Source organism: Coriobacteriia bacterium (genome assembly GCA_003149935.1).
In the GTDB taxonomy this organism is placed as follows: Bacteria; Actinomycetota; Coriobacteriia; order Coriobacteriales; family QAMH01; genus QAMH01.
Map to the genome: position 1 here is coordinate 694053 of QAMH01000006.1, position 19504 is coordinate 713556.

Here is a 19504-nt window from a genome sequence, read left to right on the forward strand (position 1 = left end):
GACACTTTGGCACGTCGGACTGTTACATGTACCCCAGCGGCCTAGAGAGCCTCGTTCGCCAAAGGCGTCATGTCGATCTGCAGAGAGGTTTCTGCCTTGGGCGAAGTCGTCACCGTGTAGCTGATGATCGTACTCTCCCCGCCGTTGATGCCCGTAATGCCGTACCAGACCTCGTTACCGTTATAACTTGCCTTGGTCATCTCGTCAGGACCGGGCGTGGTATACCACTCGCCACCAAAGTAGCTCGAATCGAAGAAGTAGCCATTCGTCTGCATGTTCGAGATACTGCCACCTGCCGGCGCATAGAGATACACGTCCAAATGCATGTCGCTCACGCTACGCTTGATGGCCGCCTCGCCGGTGATGTACCAGGACATATCGGAGGCAGCAGCGTCACTAAGCGTGTTGCTAAAGGTGACGGTGACGTCATAACTCATAGAGCCGTCGACATTCTTGCGGCCTTCGCTTACCTGCGTATCCGCATCGAGATACCAGAAGCTCTTCGCGCCTGACGCGGCGCCAAAATAGATACCCGCAACGGGCTCGGTCTCGCTCACGGAGGTCAAGCCGGCTGCACCGAGCTTAGTGACGATGGCTTCCTCCTCGGGATTGGCCATCCAGATGTAGAAGCGACGGTCATCGAGCGAGTTATTGACGACCTCAAGAAGCTTTGCCAGGTCGACCTCGCCCAAATTGCCGAGTACCTGGTCAAGCGCCGCACTGGCGACCTCGGCGAAGAAGGCGTCCTGAATCTCGTTCTCATCGCCGTAACGCAAGTACACCTCGTTCATGAGGATCTGCGCGGCATTGGTGCCATCGACAACCGTGCCATTGCTCGTGGTCACGCCTCCGGTGAGCGCGAGGATGCGCTGCAGAAAGACCGGATCGAGCATGACAATGCCATCGACCACCGTGTTGCCACTCGACTCCCAGATGGCCTTCTGGAGCTCGCCTACACGCGGGAAGTTGGGAATGTAGCCAACGTCACGCATATCCATGCCCACGCGCTTGCCAAAGATCAGGAGCTCCTCATCGGTAAGGGGCAAAGCCGCCTCGCCGGTATCCGGGCGAGGAGCGGTCTCGCTTCCCACGAAGTCGCCCATGCTCATCTTGCCATCCTCGACGGTCATGATGCCAAAGGACCCCGCCATGCCGCCGGTGGAGCGCGGCTCGGCGTTGTTCGCAGCGATCACGAGGTAATGGGCGGGTTCGCCATCGGCACCGAGCATGCCGGGCAGCAGATGCGAGAGCTCGCTTGCGTACTCGGAAACGGTATCAAGCGTGCCGACCAGCCCCTTGACGGTCTGGACGGGCTCCTTGAGCTGGTCGAGGTGAGAATCGCCCATCTTGGCGACCTGCTCGGCGCAATCGTGAATCGTGGGATACTCGGCACCGAGCGGCGTGAGCATGTCCTCGACGGCCTGCACGTTGACGCCGCCATCGACCACGATGCCCGAAAGCCCCTCTGCGGGAAGCGCGTTGATAAGCGGCGTAACCGCCTTGGCGCATAGCGTGTCCGCCACGCTCGCAATCGTGCGCACCTGGGCGATATCGCTACCATAGACGGGAATGAGCGTGGCAGCGGCCCACAGAGGGCTGCTCACGTTGTCGTTGAGCTTCTTGGCGGTTGCCGAAAGCTCCGTCGCCGTTTTTCCAGCGCCGGTCTTATCGCCCTCCTTGAGCTGCGTGACAAGCGTCTTTCCCTGGTCCATGAGGACTTCGGCATCGGCCTTGGCATCCTTGGCGCTCATGGCAAGGGCCACACCGGAACACCCCAGGATAAGGATGACCGCCACGACAACCACGATGATGATGTTGCGACGCTTGTGGTTCTTGGGGCACCGCGCGCTGTGTCCGACGTAATTGCTCGCGTTGTACGCTGCCATATCCGACCGCAAGACGGGCTGCTGCCCACTGCGACTGTGGTTACCGTGAGCGGAATACCTGACCATGATGCTCCCCATGTTCGAAATCACTGGTTATCGTGAGTTTTCATGACAAATGTTTGCTCATGATACCGCAAGAGCCCCAAAGGCACGGTTTCTCCACGCATTCTATGCGATAACCGTGACCATGCAGATTGTCGAGGTGCCCGATACCGGGGCGCGCCCACGAAGACCCGCAACTGCCCAAACGGACCCGCGCAGACCCGTTCGGGCTGCTTCGCTGGCAGAATGCGGCCACGAAGACCCATCCGGCGGACCTATGCAAGTCCCTTTCGGCATATCACGCCGATTCCACCCCGTGCAGACTCATTTCCGGGTCTGCGCAGTCGCAACCTGCCACGCCGTAGCCCACGTCACTCCCCTATTCTTTAGCCAGTCTGACTTCACACCGAAATTACTCCGACATCATCCCGAAATCGCTCTGAAATCGTTCAGATTCTCAGGGTAGATGTCTCGGTGCTTTAACACCTACCATTGCTCAGCACGGAGAGAGGCCGCACTTGGCGGTGCCCGCCGAACAATTCGCCCTCAGATGACGCATACGCATGGGAAGGAAGTTCGTGAAAGCATACGTAGTCGGTAGTTCTGCACTTCATGCCTGGCGACGCAACCAAGCGGGTGCAACCACTCTCAAGAGAGAGGTCGCAAACCCCCTGACCGATTGCCCGACGACACCCCAAGAGCTAGAGGCAATCGGCCTCTCTCGCTTTGACCTTGGCACTGCGCCCATACGCCTCATGGTGCCATCCTATGCACATCGCATATCGAAACGGTTATATAAATACCGTGTCCATTCGCGCGCTCTCCCAAAAGGTGCGTTCCGACAACTCGGCGATCGTGTATGCTTGGCCTCCCCCGAGCTTTGTCTCATCCAATCCGCATGCGTGCTTTCGAGATACCAACTGATGGAATTGTGCATGGAGCTGTGTGGCACGTATGCGCTGCTTCCCGAGGAGCCCCGCGGATACATCTGCAGGGACCTCCAGCTTGCATCGGTCGCGTCTATCCGCAGTTTCCTGCGCGAGGCATCAGAGCTGCATGGATCAAAACGGTTGTCCATTATTTTGAAGTACCTACAAGATGGCTCGAACTCTCCCATGGAAACGCGTGCGTATCTCCTCGCCTGCCTTCCGAAAAGGTACGGTGGCTTTGGCTTACCGAAGGCCGAGCTTAATGCCCGCATCGAACTCGATGCCGAGGAACGGCGTATTGCACGACGCGAGCACTTCAAAAGCGATATGAGCTGGCCACATGCCATGGTTATCGTCGAATACGATGGCCACGACGACCATGAATCCCGCGAAAGCAGGGCACGTGATGCCACAAGGCGAAACATCTTGCTCTCGAAGGGATATACCGTATTCACCCTTACGGGCAAACAGCTGTGCAACGCGTTCGAATTCGCAAAGGTTGCAGCTGACATCGCCCGAAGCATCCATCACCGAATGAGGGACTTTCCCGAAGACTGGGAGGAGCGCCATGGAATCCTCCGCAGGGAATTATTCAAATCAATGACAAGCTATGAAACAGAGCGCTCTCTCTAACGTCGAGGTCTTCATCATCAAAAGCCTAACGCCGAATGCCAGTGAGAGTCGCTGGGCAAATCGTTTCCCTGAATCCCCATCTAGTCTTCAGGGCGTTTGTTCTCTTCATGGGACTCGTGAGAGGCAACATGTCCCGCGTCCCTTTGCGCCTCTTCCTCTTGCGCCTCGCCCGGATGCTCCGTTTGCCAACGAATGGTCGCCCGGCTACGCTCCTGCAACTCGACTTCCAGAAGATCTGCCTTGAAGGCATAGTTGTTCCAAAATGCTCCTGCCAGGTAGATAAGAATCGCCCCATCAAAGAGGAGGACGCGGGCAAAATCGACAGTTCCGACCTGATACGTATTGATAGTGAGAATAACAAGCCCCGCGATACCAATCATACGGACGATGATTCGATAACGCATCGACTCCCACTTGAACTCGCCCTCGACCTGTTGCTGTGCCTCCGTATCCGTTTCGGGATTACCCGTGAGGCGCCTCGCGAGTGCCTGCCGGAACCTGGGCAGTTCTTTACGCTCGGCACGCAATTGAAAGATGCGAACGACACTGGCCGCATAGGCAAGCACGAGAATGATGATGAGACCGGAAACGCCCTTGGTGGAGAGCTCGGGACTCGTAAACGCAAAATAGGCGATGACGCCAATGATTACGGCGATGAGAAGGACGTTCATCACGATAAAAGTGACTTTAGCCAACCTTGAAGCCCCAGAAATGCCCCATTCCTCGCGAAGTCCCGGAACAGACTCGATGTAGCTTTTGACCTGCTCGTCAGTAGGTGTGCCCATAGTCATTCCTCGGCATCTCTCCTGGTAATCGGTTTTAATCCTCGTGCCAAGTATCGCACACTTTTTATGTTCGGTTCTGATTGTCGACATTTCTTGTGAGACGATGCAAACAATCTCAGGATTGCGAAGCAGCAAATATCGGCTGCATGGATTCTAGATCACGGGACAACGAACGCAGCGTGAAGGCGACGCGCCATGAGGCAGCAGATGCCGATGATTCGGAACGGAGATCGCGAGATGACGGATTGCGACCGCATAGACTCGGAAATGGGTCTGCGCGGGACGAAATCGGCGAGATAAGCCGAAGGAGACCCGCATAAACCCGTCGAGTGGGTCTATGCGAACGCGTTTCGTCAACGAGGCATCCCGAATGGGTCTCAGCGATCGCATCCAGGCGTCAAATTGCGGTGGGTCGCCATCCGAGAGGGCCTGCGCGGGCTCGTCCCGCCAGATGCGAGTCTCCGACGGGTCTCTGCACGTGCACCTCGTCAGACGCATGCCTCCGTCAGATAAATGCAGCTCGCGCGTGAAGCCCTAGCGCGAGAAGCCGCCGCCTCCACCGCCGAAACCGCCGCCTCCACCCATCGAGAAGCCGCCTCCACCGCCGAAGCTCCCGCCGCCACCACCTTTGGCAGCGGCAATGATGCTTTGCGCCGAAGACATCGTGTTCTCGAACGCGTTTCCAAAGAAGTCCACACTCGCCGCACCGGCATGCATCGAAACGTAGGGGTTGTAGTACCACAGCATGCTGCCGACAAACACGTCGCTAGTCCAAATGTCAGGTGCGACGCGGTTGAGGTCATTCACGACCTGGTCGGCAACACCGAACAGATACGCATAGACAAGCAGCTCGCCCCACACCTTGGCATCCGTAGGCACGGCCTCGTCAAGTGCGGTGAAGTCCTTGAACCAGCGCTTGAGCGCCGTGCAGCGCGCGTAGATATCGACGGCCTCCTGAGAACGCCGCGTCATGAAGAACGAGAACACAAGCAGAATCACGGCACCGGGAAACAGACCGATGAGCGGCATGAAGTTCTCGATCGTGATGCTCACGAAGGCACCGAGCACGATGAGTCCGATTGACGCAATCTGAAACGCGCGTTTACAACGCTCGCCCGTCCTCTCGAAAAAGCCACGTCTGTCGACCTCGGCACTGATGGTGCCCTGCCATAGCTGCATGGAGTTCACGTAGCTTTGGGCATGATCCTTGGCATATGCCTCGATATCCTCGAGCGTGACGCTGCCGTACTGCACGCCAATCCTGTCGAAGACCAGGTCGAGCGCCTTGGTGTCAATGGCGTCGTGATTCACATGGAGGCGCTTTTCGGGATTGAGCCCGAGCCTATAGGTCACGTGCTCCTTGTCACCGAGGATCTTGCGTTCCTCGATGCTCGTCTCGCGCGAGATACTCACCACGCCGAGATTGGAGAGATGCATGAGGACGGCGGTCAGATCATTGGCATCGGGTTTGTTCCAGCGCCATAGACGCGCGATGACGGCGGGGTTTGTCCCCTTCTCGGGCACGTCGCGCCAGTATTCGTCCGTAAAGCTTGGTTTGTGTTCGCGGCCATAGCGGAAGAACAAGACGAGCGCGACGATGAGACACGCGAGCGAGATGCACAGGGGGATGACGAGCAACAACACGTCGATAATGCGACGAGTCTGCGCCTCGCGCTCCCATGCCTGCTCCTCCTCGAGCACCTGGGGAAGCCCGTCATAGGCGTGCGTTTGCTCGGCCGAGACCGATGGCGTCCAACTTGCCGGGAAGGCGACGCGCATCTCGGCGAAGCTCCCCTCTTTCACGCGCGGAACGTCGAACTCGATGACGCCGGTGTCCTCGAAGCTCACCGAGCCATTGATGTTTCCGTGAGCGAAGGCGTAGACGTTTTCGCCGCCCATGACGCTTTGACCTGCAGGCACGGGCAGCCGCACGAACGCATGCACGTCCTCGGTATCGACATCCCAGTTGGGAGCGACGAATTGCCAATACAGCACGCTCACATCGTCATAGCGATTGACAGCGCCCGTGTAGGTGTAATCGAAGACGAAGGTCTTCCTCTCGTCTTCGGTCGTCGAGAACGCATAGACCGCGCGTTCGGCCACATCGATGGAATAGTAGCCGCTCGGAGGGCCACCCGCCGTACGCCATGAACCCTGAAACGGTACTTCGACGAGCTGCGTGGTGACGCCGTTCTCATCGATGACCGACACGCCGTTGACGATGGTCGTGCCGCCGGGCGGCGGATCGAGCACCGCGGCCGTAAGCGTATAGCGCCCGTCGAACTCATAGGTCCGCGCATCGACGACATGTAGCGAGCCATCCTCGTTAACGGTCGCGTTGATGGTGTCACTCGTGCACGCATGACTCTTGGCGTGCGCGCTTACGGGCATGATGCATGCGCACGCGACAAGCCAAAACACGCACGCGGCCATCAACACCAAAACGAGACAGTTACTCTGAGCAGCTGTCTCATTTTTCGCTATTGCAATTCGCGCTCGCATTACGAGAAGCTCACTTGCGGAGCGGTGGCTGCGGGAGCGGCCGCCTCGAAGAGCTCACGCTCCTTGAAACCGAACATGCCGGCGAAAATGACGGCCGGGAAGGTCTGGATACCGTTGTTGTACTTCATGACCGTATCGTTGTAGCTCTGGCGCATGTAGCTAATCTTGTCCTCGGTCTCCGAGAGCTGAGCCTGGAGGTCGAGGAAATTGACGGAAGCCTTGAGGTCGGGATACGCCTCGCTCACGGCAAAGAGCGTCTTGAGGGCGCCCGTGAGCATGTTCTCGGCTTCGGCACGCGCCTCGGGCGTCGTGGCGTTCATCGCCGCGTTACGCGCCTGCGTCACGGCCTCGAGCGTGCCACTCTCGTGCGCCGCATAGCCCTTGACGGTCTCGACGAGGTTGGGGATGAGGTCGAGCCTGCGCTGGAGCTGCACGTCAATCTGCGCCCAAGCGTTATCGACACGATTGCGCATGCGCACGAGGTTGTTGTACATCCCAATAAGCGCGATGGCGAGAATGACGATTATTACGACGATGACGATGAGGGCAATGGTAAGTCCGCTCATGAGGGCACCTTTCTTTAGTAATACTGTGCTAACTCGCATTCTATCTGTTGGCATCCAGAATGTCATTTCGGGCGGAGCGAACGCAATGGCGCCTCATGTCATTTCGAGCGGAGCGAACAAAGTGAGCGCCTCATGTCATTTCGAGCGGAGCGAACGAAGTGAGCGCAGTCGAGAAATCCCGCTCTTGCGTTCCGTTAGTAGTGACGGAGGAGATTTCTCCACTCCGGCGCTACGCGCCTCCGGTCGAAATGACAATGGGGGGGCTACGCGCCTACGGTCGAAATGACAATGGGCGACCGTCGGAGCGGAGCGTCCCTCCCCCTCCCCCTCCGCCGCGTCCCAAAAGTTACCTTTGCATGTCGAAGCGGCGAGTTTTCTTGACATTGAACATGCACCATTTACATTGAGCAGAAAAAGTTCCACGAGCCTTCGCGCACGTGAAACCGCAGCGAGGAAACATGAGAGGACCTCGCAGGAGAGATGGGAACACCTATGAGCGATGCACTATTGTCCGTCCGCGACCTGTCAGCTGGTGTTGACGGCAAGGAGATTCTTCATTCGGTCGACCTCGATGTCGAGGAAGGCGGCGTCCACGTTCTGATGGGCCCCAACGGCGCGGGCAAGTCGACGCTGGGCCACGTCATCATGGGCGAGCCGACCTACGACGTCACGGGCGGCACCATCATGTTCGGCGGCGAGGACGTCACCGATCTCTCCCCCGACAAGCGCAGCCTTGCCGGCATGTTCCTCTCGTTCCAGGCTCCCGTCGAGATTCCCGGCGTGCCGCTGTCGAGCTTCCTGCGTGCCATCGCCTCGGCGCGCCCCGAACTCGACATGAAGCGCAAGGAGTTCCGCAAGCGCGTGCGCGAGCTTGCCGATGAGCTCGACATGGATCGCGCCTACCTCGACCGCGAGCTTGGCGTGGGCTTCTCGGGCGGCGAGAAGAAGAAGGTCGAGATGCTGCAGCTTCTGCTGCTCAAGCCGCGTCTCGCCATCCTCGACGAGGCCGACTCCGGCCTTGACGTCGATGCGCTCTCCGTCGTCAGCCGCGGCATGGAGCTCTACCGTCGCGAATGCAACGGCACCTTGCTCGTCATCACCCACAACACGCGCATCCTCGAGCACCTCGATGTCGACAAGGTGCATGTCATGGTGCGCGGCCGCATGGTCGCCGAGGGCGACGCGAGCATGATCGCCGACATCGACACCAACGGATTCGAGCAGTTCGAGTCCCTCGCGCAGGCACGATAAGGGGCCGCCATGACCGGACCAAGCGAAAAGAAGCGCACGCAGGTCGATGACATCGACCGCAGTATGTACGACTTCGTCAAGGACGAAAGTAACCAGGAGCATCTCGAGGCGGGTCTCACCCCCGAGATCGTTCGCGAGATTTCCGAGAAGAAGGACGAGCCCGATTGGATGCTCGAGCTGCGCCTCAAGTCACTCGACATCTACAACGGCTTTCCCATCCCCACCTGGGGCCCGTCGATCGACGGCCTCGACATGGACCACATCGTCACCTACGTGAAACCCGAGACCGACCAGCAGGCGAGCTGGGACGACGTCCCCGAGGACATCAAGGACACCTTCGACCGCCTGGGCATCCCGGAGGCCGAGCGCAGCTACCTCGCCGGCGTGGGCGCGCAGTACGACTCGGAGCTCGTGTACCACTCCATGCAGGAGTCCGCCTCCAAGATGGGCATCGTCTACTCGGGCATCGAGGAGGCGCTGCAAGACCCCAAGTGGGAGGGCATCATCCACGACCATTTCATGAAACTCATCCCGCCCACCGATCACAAGTTCGCGGCCCTGCACGGCGCCGTGTGGTCGGGCGGCTCGTTCGTCTACGTGCCGGCCGGCGTGCAGCTCGACTATCCGCTGCAGAGCTACTTCCGCCTCAACGCGCGTGGCGCGGGCCAGTTCGAGCACACGCTCATCATCGTCGAGGATGACGCGAGCCTGCACTTCATCGAGGGCTGCTCGGCCCCCAAGTACAACGTCGCCAACCTGCACGCGGGTGCCGTCGAGCTCTTCGTGGGGCAGCGCGCTCACCTGCGCTACTCGACCATCGAGAACTGGTCGAAGAACATGTACAACCTCAACACCAAGCGCGCCATCTGCAAGGAGGGTGGCGATATTGAGTGGATCTCGGGTTCCTTCGGCAGCCACGTGGGCTACCTCTACCCCATGTCCATCCTCAACGGGCGCGGCGCCAAGTCGAGCTTCACCGGCATCACCTTCGCGGGTGCGGGCCAGAACCTCGACACGGGCTGCAAGGTCGTGCTCAACGCGCCCAAGACCAAGGCGAGCGTCGAGACTAAGTCGATCTCCAAGGACGGCGGCGTCTCTACCTTCCGCTCGAGCGTGGTGGCGACCAAGAACGCCGAGGATTCCGCCGCGACGGTGAGCTGCCAGTCGCTCATGCTCGACGATCGCAGCCGCAGCGACACGATTCCGGCCATGGACATCAAGTGCAAGAACGTCGATATCGGACACGAAGCAACCATCGGCCGCATCGGCGATGACAAGGTCTTCTACCTGATGAGCCGCGGTCTCTCCGAAGAAGAGGCACGTACGATGATCGTCAACGGCTTTGCCGAGCCGGTGAGCAAGGAGCTCCCGCTCGAGTACGCCGTCGAGATGAACAACCTCATCAAGCTCGAGATGGAAGGGGCGATCGGCTAATGGAAGCACGTATCTTCGAGCACGCAAGTGCGATGCCAGCTCCGACCTGGTACTTCCTCCACATGAACGACGTGACCATCGAAATCCCCGCGCAGCTTTCCTGCGAAGCCGACGCCGTCATCGAAACCGATGCCACGCTCGGCGATGCCACGGCCTTCGTTGAGGCCATGGAAGCGGCGCAAACTGCCTGGGACAAGGTCTATGGCGACAAGCCCGTGCTGACCAACGCCGTCGATGAGCAGGCCGAGGAGCTCGGCGGTCTGGCGCTGTCCGCGTACCAGAAGAAGGCCGACGCGATGGAGCAGGCCAAGAGCCTGGCCGCATCCTTCGAGCAGGGCATGGGCGAGGAAGTCAGCGACTGGATTCGCGAGATGGCCTGCCAGACGCGTTCCATCATCGCGCCAGCTGGCTCAAGCCATACGGCAAACATCCAGATAAGCGGCGTCGACGGGGGCGCCAACATGGCCGCCATCGACCTCGTCGCCCACGAGGGCGCCACACTCGACGTCGCCGTCATCGTGGATTCCCCTGCTTTCGGCACAGGTATCACCGGCAGCTCCATCCGCATCTTTGCCGCCGAGGGCGCACATGTCACGCTACGTCGCGTCCAGACACTCGATGACACCTGGACCGACCTCGATGACATGGGATTGTTCGCTGCGGACAACGCAACCATCGACGTACATCAGACCGTGCTTGGCGCGGGCAAGTCGTACACGGGCCTTGCAGGTGACCTGCGCGGCCACAACTCCACCATCAACGTCTACACGCACTACTTGGGCCATGGCGAGCAGGAACTCGACTTCAACTACATCCTGCGCCATCACGGCACCAAATCAACCTGCAACCTCTATGCCAACGGCGTGCTTGCCGGCTCGAGCAAGAAGACGCTGCGCGGCACCATCGACCTCATTCGCGGGGCCAAGGGCGCCGTGGGCCACGAGGTAGACAACGTGCTGCTCGTCGACGAGGGCGTGAGCAACAAGACCGTCCCCAACATCCTCTGCAACGAGGACGATGTCATGGGCAACCACGGGGCGACCATCGGTCACATCAAGGCCGACCAGCTCTTCTACCTGGAAAGCCGCGGGCTGTCGCCCGAGCAGGCCGAGCAGATGTTCATCACCGCGACGCTCGAGGACGCCTGGCTCAACGCCGCCAACGACGTGACCAAGCAGGCCGTCGCGCGCCTCGGCAACACGATCGTGGAGAACTTCGAGGAGGTTTACCTGTGAGTTCGATCGACATCATAGCCAATCCGTACAAGAGGGATTTCCCGCTTCTCGTATCCATGCCAGACCTGGCGTTTCTCGACAGCGCAGCCACCGCGCAACGTCCCGCCTGCGTCATCGAGGCAGTGGACCACTTCTACAAGACCATGAACGCCAATCCGTTGCGAGGTCTCTACGAGCTTTCCATCGAGGCGACCGAAGCCATCGAGAATACGCGCAAGCTCATCGCACGCTTTATCGACGTTGGCGAGGAAAACGCACGCGACATAATATTCAACCGCAATGCCTCCGAGGCGCTCAACATCGTCGCGCAGTCCTTCGGCCCCACCGTGGTCGAGGAGGGCGATGAGGTATGCATCACCATCATGGAGCACCACAGCAACCTCATTCCCTGGCAGCAGCTCTGCAAGAAGACCGGCGCGAAGCTTGTCTACATGTACTGTGACAAGGACGGCTTCATCTCCGAAGAGGAGATGCTCACCAAGATCGGCCCCAAGACCAAAATCGTCGCGGCGGCGCACGTTTCGAACGTCCTCGGCGTCACCAACCCCATCGCCCGCATGGCGCAGCTCGCACACGAGAACGGCGCATACATGGTGGTCGATGGCGCACAGTCCGTACCGCACATGCCCGTCGACGTCACCAAGCTTGGCTGCGATTTCTTCGCCTTCTCCGGCCATAAGGTCTTCGGGCCCTTCGGCGTGGGCGTTCTTTGGGGCAAACACGAGCTGCTCGAGAGTATGCCGCCGTTCCTCACGGGTGGCGAGATGATCGACTACGTGAGCGAGCAGGACGCCGTCTGGTCCCCCGTCCCCGAGAAATTCGAGGCAGGCACGCAAGATGCCGCCGGCATCTACGCGACGGGTGTGGCAATCGAGTACGCCAACGGCATCGGCATCGAAGCCATGGAGGAGCGCGAGAAGGCGCTCATGCGTTACTTGGCCGAGCGCATGGAGGCGCTCAAGTTCATCGAGGTCGTGGGCCCCGCAGATCCGGATGCGCGCAGCGGCGCCTTCAGCTTCAACGTCACCGGCGTGCACCCGCATGATGTCTCGGGCATCCTGAGCGGCGAGAACGTCGCGATTCGCGCCGGTCATCACTGTGCCCAGCCTCTCCTGCTCTTCCTCGGCATGCACACGTGTTGCCGTGCGAGCGTGGCGTTCTACAACGACGCACATGATATCGATAGACTCATCGACGGGCTCGAGCTCGTGGGAAGGATGTTCAATGTCTAATGGCTCTACCAGCAGCATTTACTCTGCTGCGCTGATGGATCACAACGCCCATCCCGACTATCGATACGAGCTCGAGGACGCGACGCACAGCCACGACGGCATCAACGCGAGCTGCGGTGACGAGCTCACGCTCTACCTCAAGATCGATGATGCGAACGACGTCATCGAGGAGGCCTCGTTTACGGGGCACGGCTGCGCCATCAGCCAGGCCTCGGCCGACATGATGGCCGGCCTCATCGAGGGCGAGTCAGTTGACGAGGCAAAGCGCTTGCTCGGGCTGTTCATCGGCATGATTCAGGGCAACGAGCTTTCCGAAGACGACATCGAGGACCTTGACGAGGCTGCCGAACTCCAGTCGATCTCGCGCATGCCCGCACGCGTCAAGTGCGCCGAGCTTGCCTGGCGCACCCTCAACGGCATCCTCACCGAGCGCGAGAACGAGAAGTAGAGAGCGCTTCTCCTGTCATTTCGAGCGGAGTGGTGAGATTCCTCCACTTCGGGGCCCTGCGGCCCCTCCGGTCGGAATGACAACAATGCATTCGAGCGGAGCGATTGCCCCTCTCTGTCATTTCGAGCGGAGCGAAGCGCAGTCGAGAAATCTCACCCATCACGACCAACGAAGCGCTAAGAGCGAGATTTCTCGACTCCGCTCACTGCGTTCGCTTCGCTCGAAATGACAGCAGCCCCTGCCTCATTTCACGATGCCGCCGCCGAGGCACTCCTCGCCACAGTAGATGGTAACCGACTGGCCAGCGGCAACGGCTTCGACACGTCCGTCGAAGGTAATGCGCGCCGCGTCCTTTCCTGTCTCGACATGCGCCTCGACAAGCGGGCGGGTATGCCGCGTGCGCACCAGGTAACGTCCCGGTGCGGGCACATCACCCGAAACCCATCGCACGTCGTCGAGCACGAGCTCGTCGGTCCACAGCGCATCGCAGTCGTGGTTCGCGCTCACGTAGACAATGTTCTCGGCCGTGTCCGTCTTGACCACGTAGCGTGCCGGGCCCCCTCCGAGGTCGAGCCCCTTACGCTGACCAAGCGTATAGAGAAACGCGCCCTCGTGCTGACCGAGCACGTCTCCCGTCTCGTATTCGACGATGTCGCCTGCCTTGCGTTCGAGCTGCGAGAGCAGGAATTGCTGAATCGAGACTGGCCCTATGAAGCAGATGCCATCGGAATCGTGCTTGGTCGCGACCTCGAGCCCACGCTGCGCAGCCATCTCGCGCACGGCTGCCTTGCTCTCGATTTCGCCGATGGGAAAGAGCGTGCGAGCCAGCACCGCCCCAGTCACACGCCATAAGAAGTAGGTCTGGTCCTTGTGCTCGTCGAGCGCGCGAAGCAAGTGACCGCACTTCGCGCCCGAATTATCGAGGAGCACACGGGCATAATGCCCCGTTGCGATGTAGTCTGCGCCATGCTCGAAGGCCTCGCGTGCGAAGACGCCGAACTTCACCTTCTCGTTGCACATGACATCCGGATTGGGCGTGAGACCACGCGCATAACAATCGACCAGGTAGTCGACCACGCCGCGTTTATATTCTTCCTCGTAATCCCAGACCTCGAGGTCGATGCCCAGCTGCACCGCGACACGCTCGGCATCGGCAAGGTCCTCGGCCCAGGGACATTTGAACCCCGGCAGGTCGACCGACCAGTTGCGCATGTACACACCCGTGACATCGAAGCCCTGTTCCACAAGCAGCGCCGCCGCCAACGAGGAGTCCACTCCCCCGCTCATGCCGACGATGACCTTCTGTGCCATGTACGTCCTCTCCACTTGCGGCTTTCAACAGAAATAAAGATATCACGTATTTCGAGCGAGCGGCCTCCCCTCTGTTATTTCGAGCGGAATGGCGAGATTTCTCCACTACGGCGCTGCACGCCTGCGGTCAAAATGACAACGGGGGACGCGTCCGAGGCCGAATGACATCCTACCGCGAACCTACACGCTCGTATTCGACACGAACGACCTCGATGATGACCTGCGCTGCCCGCTCGACCTGCTCGCGCGTCGTATCACGCCCGAGCGTGATGCGCACGCTGCCTTCGGCGACTTCTGGTGGTGCGCCGATCGCCTCGAGCACGGGCGAGACCGTCATCTTGCTCGCAGCACACGCCGAACCCGTCCCGACATAGACACCGCGCTGGTCGAGTGAGATGACGAGACGACGAGCGAGCAGACCCGGAAAGGAAATATGCAGGAGGTTATCGAGGCGCTGGGCGTCACGCGTCGGCCCCGCAACGACGGCATCGGCAAACGCGGTCGTCAACGTGACTTGTAGCCAATCGCGCAGCTCGCGCAAGCGCTTTGCCTCATCCTCGCGCCGCTCGCGGGCAAGCTCGAAGGCGCGCGCGAAGCCGATGATGCCCGGAACGTTTTCCGTCCCGCTGCGCAAGCCCGCCTCCTGGCCACCACCACACACGAGTGGACGCAGCTCGATGCCGCTACGCACCCAGAGCAGACCCATCTGCTTGGGACCATACATCTTGGCAGCAGACACGGTAACGAGATCTGCCCCAAGCGAGGAGACGTTGAGCGTCTTGAGTGCCGCCGCCTGCGAAGCATCCGTATGTAGGTAGATGGGGCGCATGTCGCCAGCCGCAAGGCGACGCGCACGCTCGTCGTCCACGACTTGCGCAAGCTCGCGCAGCGGTTGAATCGTTCCGATCTCGCCATTGGCAAGAGCGATGCTGACGAACTCCGTATCGGGACGAATCGTTGCCTTCAAAGCATCGGGACTCACGAAACCCTGCGCATCAACGGGCACGAACGAGCCATTCTCGCGCGCTGACACGCAGCTGCGCATGCTCGCATGTTCGATGGCGCTTGCGATAACGTGCGCACCAGGCACGGCGGCGGTAAGCGCGAGGTTGTTTGCCTCGGTCGCGCCTGCCGTGAAGACGATGTTGGCGGGCTTGCCTCCTATGAGATGCGCGATGCGCGCACGGGCATCCTCCACGCTCGCATGCACCTGACGCGCGGGCGCATACGATGCCGAGGGGTTCGCAAAGTCCTGCGAAAAGTAGGGCAGCATCGCCTCGAGCACTTGCTCGCCAACAGGCGTTGCCGCTGCATAATCTAGATATATCCCCTCGTCAACGCTCATACTCGATGTATCTACCCAGCCGCTGCAGCCTTAGCTGAACAGACTCCTGAACCAGCCCTTTTTCTTGGGCGCCTCATGTTGCGCTTCGTGTTGCGCTTCGTGCTGTGGCTCATGCTCTTGCACCTTGTCCGGCTCCTCGACCTTGGGTGCCGTATGAGGGAAATCGCTCATGTACGAGCGCTCGCGCGCAAGACGCTGCTCGGTGCTTTCCGTGCTCACCGGGACACCCGCTGCCACGGGCTTGGGAGCCTCCGCCGGCTTCTTCGAGGGCTTGAAGTGCTTGCCGAGCGGCTGGTCATCTATGTTGACGTTCTCGTCCAGCATGGCAGAGGCGTTGAATCCGGCGCTATGCGCCGGCTTGTTCGTGATGAACGGCAGGTCTAGGTCAACCTTCTCCTTGTCCTTCTTCTCGGGCTTTTTCTCGGATTTCTTCTCGGCTTTCTTTTCGGGCTTGTCCTTTTTCTCGGACTTGTCCTTGTCCTTCTTGCCGCTCTTGTCCTTTTCCTTGCCCTTCTTGCCCGACTTCTTGTCTGCAGGTTCCTCGGCTTTCTCCTCCGAGCTTGCAGCACCCGGCAGGTCCTCGACCTCGGACCCTGTCGAGAGCAGTTCGATGTCGGCCTCTTCCAACGCCTCGGGCTGCTCGTCTTCCTGCAACGAAGCAGGTTCAAGTTCAAATGTGGGTTCAGAATCAGAAACCGGTTCAGATTCAAGTTCAAGTTCAGATTCGACCTCTTGCTCAGGCTCAGGCTCCGGTTCTGGTTCAAGAACACGCTTGGGCTCCTGCTTCGATTCCAAGGGCAGCGGAGCGACGCGCTTCACGCCCTGCATCGGATGGTCGATGCACCAGGTCTGCATGCTGAACTCCTCGTCACACGGACACATGTCCTTGTCACGGCTTTCGGCGACCATCTTGTATTCGCCATTAGCCTCGAGCGTGCGGGCCTTGACGTTGTCCTCGAAGATCTTGTCGAGGAAGAGCATGATTGCCTCGCGGGCACGATGCGTGGTGATGGGCACAGCAACCTCGACGCGATGCACGAGGTTGCGCGTCATGAGATCGGCCGAGCCGACATACATGCGCATGTCGTCGCCTTCACCGAAGACGAAGATGCGACTGTGCTCGAGGAACTGGCCGACGATGCTACGCACGTGCACGTTCTCGGTCTTGCCTTCGATGCCGGGCACCATGCAGCAGATGCCGCGAATGTTCATGCGCACCTGCACGCCCGCCTGCGACGCCTTGGCCAGGCGGTCGATGATATCGCGCTCGGTAAGCGAGTTGCACTTGAGCGTGATGCGTCCGGCGGGACCCTTGGCGATCTCGCGGTCGATGAGCTTGAGGATGGTGCGCTTGATGGCCACCGGGGCGACGAGCAACCTGCGATAGTAGCCGTTCAGGTTGCCGATGAGCATGTTCTGGAAGAACGTGACGGCATCGCGGCCGATTTCGGCATCGGAGGTCATGAGGCTCAGGTCGGTGTAGAGGCGCGCCGTCTTCTCGTTGTAATTGCCCGTGCCTATCTGCGTGATGTAGGTTACGCCATCAGCGGAGCGCTTGGTGATCAGGCATACCTTGGAGTGGCACTTGTAGTTTTCCATGCCGTAGATGATGTTGCATCCGGCCTCCTCGAGGCGTCCCGACCAGTCGATGTTGTTCGCCTCGTCAAAACGCGCACGCAGCTCCATGAGGACGGTGACTTCCTTGCCGTTTTCGGCCGCCTCGGCAAGGTGTTGCGCCACGCGCGACTCGCTCGCCAGACGATACACCGTAATCTTGATGGAGAGCACGTCCGGATCGATAGCCGCCTCTTGCAACATGCGCAGGAAGGGATCGATGGAATCGTAGGGGAAGAACAGGAGGCGATCGCGCTCTTCGACCTGCGCTATGATCGAGCGGCCAAGATCGAACTCAGCCGACGCGCGCGGCACGAAGGGCGCGTAGCTGAGCTTGCCCCTCTTGTCGGCATCGACACGACGCTCCAGGCCAAAGACCCAGTCGAGGTTGATGGGGGCGCTGTACGTGTACATCTGGTTCTTCGTGAGCTTGAGACGCTTGAGCAAACCGGCGAGAAGCAGCTTCTCCGGCTTGCCCTCGACCTCGAGGCGCACGGGGTTGAGGCGGTTGCGCTTCTTGAGCAGACGCGACACATGCAGACGATAATCGCCCTCGTCATCGGCGAACTTCTCCTCGTCGAAGCTGATGTCGGCATTGCGCGTGACCGAGACGATGCACGGCTCGGATGTCTCGTAGATGTCGAAGATCTTCTTGACATGATGGGCGATGAGCTTCTCGGCACGCACGAAGTGAAGCGGTTCTTCCGGATCGCAGATGATGGGCGCGATGTTCTCCGGAACGGGCACGATGCCAAGATGCTGACTGCCATCCTCCTCGCTCAGCAGCGTCGCGATGTAGAGCTCCTTGTTGCGCAGGTGCGGGAACGGATGACGCTCGTCGACGACCTGCGGCGAGAGCACGGGACGTATGTACTCGCGATAATAATCGCGGGCGAAACGACGCTCCTTCTTGGAGAGATTGTCGAGGTCGAGCTCCTTGAACCCATAGGGCTCGAGATCGGCAACGACTTGGGCGTAAATCTCGTCGCGCTCCTCGACGAGCGGCCTCACGGCAGCGAAGACGGCTTCGAGCTGCTCGCGCGGCGTCATGTTGGTCTTATTCTCGCGAATATCGGGCGCGATGATGGAAAGGTCCATGAGACTGCCGACGCGTACCATGAAGAACTCGTCGAGATTCGTGCAGAAGATGCTGATGAATTTCAGACGTTCGAAAAGGGGCACGCTCGGGTCGAGTGCCTCCTCGAGAACGCGGCGGTCGAACTGCAGCCAGGACAGTTCGCGATTTTGCGTGTACGAGTAATCGAGTTCCTTGCGCTTGGCAGGCGCCTCCTCGAGACCTTCCTCGGGATTGCCATCCTGCACGACTTCGACTTCGGGCTCCTCCGAACTCTCGATGTCTTCTATGGTCTCGATGACCGCTTCTTCTGGAGTGACAACCTCGCCGATTTCTTCGAACTTTTCAGATGCATTCTCGGACATGGTCTCTTGCATGCCAACTCCCCTCTCATCAGCCTAGCCTTTTGATATTACTACATTGCCGAGAAGTATCCGAGCAGTTCGGCAACACCCCAAATGGCCACGAGATGCGCAGGGTAGTAGATATAGAAGAGATACTTGAGATGCCAGGTGCCGCGTTTGCCGTTATAGCTGGCCAGAGGCACAATCGCGAGAAGTGAGAACCATTGGATGCCACCGAGCCAATCGTTCATCTGCACGCAAACCAGGATGATGCCAAGGCATGCGAACGCGAGCATGGTTCGCAGGCGCTTCTTGTCAAGCGCCTTTTTGAAAAAAATGCGCGGCATATAGCAAAAGACGGGAAGCATGATTCCCCAGAAGCCGTAATCGACCGAGAAATCGGTTCCGGCGAGGAGGACGGGCAAGACGAGCGCCACGAAGGCATCAAGCGCAAGTGCGCCGACGACTGCCAGGGCCCCTGCAAGGTCCCTGCGATCATCGGCGAGTTGGACGGCGTAGATCGTGATGATGGCGAGCACGAAGCTCGTAAGTATGCTCTGCTCGAGGCTGCCCATCGCGAGAAAGAACCCAATCTGGCATACGAAGCCGAGCGCGAAGATGCCCCCGAGGTAACGTTTCTTGCTATGCGTATAGAAGCAACCCTCGGCGATCATGTACGCAAAAATGGGATACGTGAGACGGCCGATGATCCGCAAGATCAGGTATTGGGGCAGCAGAACGACGCCGATATGGTCAATCGTCATCGTTATCAAGGCGAGTATTTTAAGCTGGTTTCCCGTCATCACGAAGGGTATTCTATCGTTTCGGGTGACGGGGGGCGGGGGTAATGTCACCTGGAACAGGTGACATTA

13 protein-coding genes and 1 pseudogene are annotated in these 19504 nt (G+C 59.7%); 7 read left to right on the forward strand and 7 right to left on the reverse strand.

Features of this window, described 5'->3' with window-relative positions:
• Positions 1-41 precede the first annotated feature (41 nt).
• Positions 42-1964 (reverse strand): hypothetical protein, encoded by a 1923-nt coding sequence (locus DBY20_05830; protein PWL79381.1) that lies wholly within the window; start codon positions 1962-1964, stop codon positions 42-44.
• 527 nt (positions 1965-2491) lie between these two features.
• On the opposite strand from DBY20_05830, the gene DBY20_05835 reads away from it, so the two are divergent.
• On the forward strand, positions 2492-3490 hold the full coding sequence (locus tag DBY20_05835) for a hypothetical protein (protein ID PWL79382.1): 999 nt from the start codon (positions 2492-2494) through the stop codon (positions 3488-3490).
• An 80-nt stretch (positions 3491-3570) separates the two neighbouring features.
• Here the strand turns inward: DBY20_05835 and DBY20_05840 are convergent, their stop codons facing one another.
• Positions 3571-4275 (reverse strand): hypothetical protein, encoded by a 705-nt coding sequence (locus DBY20_05840; protein PWL79383.1) that lies wholly within the window; start codon positions 4273-4275, stop codon positions 3571-3573.
• A 547-nt stretch (positions 4276-4822) separates the two neighbouring features.
• Between DBY20_05840 and DBY20_05845 the strand changes: the two are divergent.
• Positions 4823-4903: pseudogene (locus DBY20_05845) on the forward strand (LysM domain-containing protein).
• 1873 nt (positions 4904-6776) lie between these two features.
• On the opposite strand, the gene DBY20_05850 reads toward DBY20_05845, so the two are convergent.
• On the reverse strand, positions 6777-7343 hold the full coding sequence (locus tag DBY20_05850) for a hypothetical protein (GenBank protein PWL79384.1): 567 nt from the start codon (positions 7341-7343) through the stop codon (positions 6777-6779).
• A gap of 492 nt (positions 7344-7835) precedes the next feature.
• On the opposite strand from DBY20_05850, the gene sufC reads away from it, so the two are divergent.
• Genes sufC through DBY20_05875 form a run of 5 tightly spaced genes read left to right on the forward strand, consistent with a single transcriptional unit; the run spans position 7836 to position 12943 of the window.
• Positions 7836-8594, forward strand: coding sequence for a Fe-S cluster assembly ATPase SufC (gene sufC, locus DBY20_05855; protein PWL79385.1), 759 nt, complete (start codon positions 7836-7838; stop codon positions 8592-8594).
• Positions 8595-8603: 9 nt separating this feature from the next.
• Entirely contained in the window at positions 8604-10028 is a 1425-nt protein-coding gene (gene sufB, locus DBY20_05860) for a Fe-S cluster assembly protein SufB (protein ID PWL79386.1), read from the forward strand.
• Complete coding sequence (locus DBY20_05865; GenBank protein PWL79387.1) at positions 10028-11263, forward strand: ABC transporter permease; 1236 nt, start codon at positions 10028-10030, stop codon at positions 11261-11263. The genes sufB and DBY20_05865 overlap by 1 nt, the downstream gene beginning before the upstream one ends.
• Positions 11260-12495 (forward strand): cysteine desulfurase, encoded by a 1236-nt coding sequence (locus DBY20_05870; protein PWL79388.1) that lies wholly within the window; start codon positions 11260-11262, stop codon positions 12493-12495. The genes DBY20_05865 and DBY20_05870 overlap by 4 nt, the downstream gene beginning before the upstream one ends.
• On the forward strand, positions 12488-12943 hold the full coding sequence (locus DBY20_05875) for an SUF system NifU family Fe-S cluster assembly protein (protein ID PWL79389.1): 456 nt from the start codon (positions 12488-12490) through the stop codon (positions 12941-12943). The genes DBY20_05870 and DBY20_05875 overlap by 8 nt, the downstream gene beginning before the upstream one ends.
• 243 nt (positions 12944-13186) lie before the next feature.
• On the opposite strand, the gene DBY20_05880 is transcribed toward DBY20_05875, so the two are convergent.
• From DBY20_05880 to DBY20_05895, 4 genes are all read right to left on the reverse strand, one after another.
• Entirely contained in the window at positions 13187-14254 is a 1068-nt protein-coding gene (locus DBY20_05880; GenBank protein PWL79390.1) for a tRNA 2-thiouridine(34) synthase MnmA, read from the reverse strand.
• Positions 14255-14423: 169 nt separating this feature from the next.
• Positions 14424-15599: an aminotransferase gene (locus tag DBY20_05885; protein ID PWL79391.1), complete on the reverse strand. Its 1176-nt coding sequence runs from the start codon at positions 15597-15599 to the stop codon at positions 14424-14426.
• Positions 15600-15629: 30 nt separating this feature from the next.
• Positions 15630-18665 (reverse strand): polyphosphate kinase 1, encoded by a 3036-nt coding sequence (gene ppk1 / locus DBY20_05890; protein ID PWL79392.1) that lies wholly within the window; start codon positions 18663-18665, stop codon positions 15630-15632.
• A gap of 38 nt (positions 18666-18703) precedes the next feature.
• Positions 18704-19435 carry a hypothetical protein gene (locus DBY20_05895; GenBank protein PWL79393.1) on the reverse strand — a complete coding sequence of 244 codons (732 nt, stop codon included), beginning with the start codon at positions 19433-19435 and terminating at the stop codon, positions 18704-18706.
• Between the last annotated feature and the right edge of the window lie 69 nt (positions 19436-19504).